We start from the raw sequence: 278 nt of genomic DNA, 5'->3' as shown, positions 1-278 counted from the left end.
GCCAAAGCCGATGCCCGCCAGGCCATCGAAAGACTCGGCGGTCAGGTCTACAGCCTCATCGGCTCCAACGAACCGGCCAAATCGGCCCTCGCCGATGCGTCGGAACGGTTCAACGCGGCCGGCTCCCAGATCGAGCAGGCCACCACCCCCAAACAAGCACTCCTGGCAAAGCAAACCGCCTTGGAAGGCCTCTACTACGTGCGCGCCGCAAGGCTGGCCATGGACATGGATCCCGGACCCGAGATCCCGACACTCGAGGGCCAGAAGTCCTCGGGCGC

At 65.5% G+C, this 278-nt stretch carries 1 pseudogene; it reads left to right on the top strand.

The features are described 5' to 3' along the window. Positions 1-278, top strand: a pseudogene (locus SB754_RS19960) (hypothetical protein); the annotation flags it as partial.

It is taken from the genome of Leifsonia sp. SIMBA_070, assembly GCF_046534635.1.
GTDB lineage: Bacteria > Actinomycetota > Actinomycetes > Actinomycetales > Microbacteriaceae > Leifsonia.
Note: the sequence above shows the minus strand (reverse complement) of the source record. Positions and strands in the feature narration are given on the sequence as shown.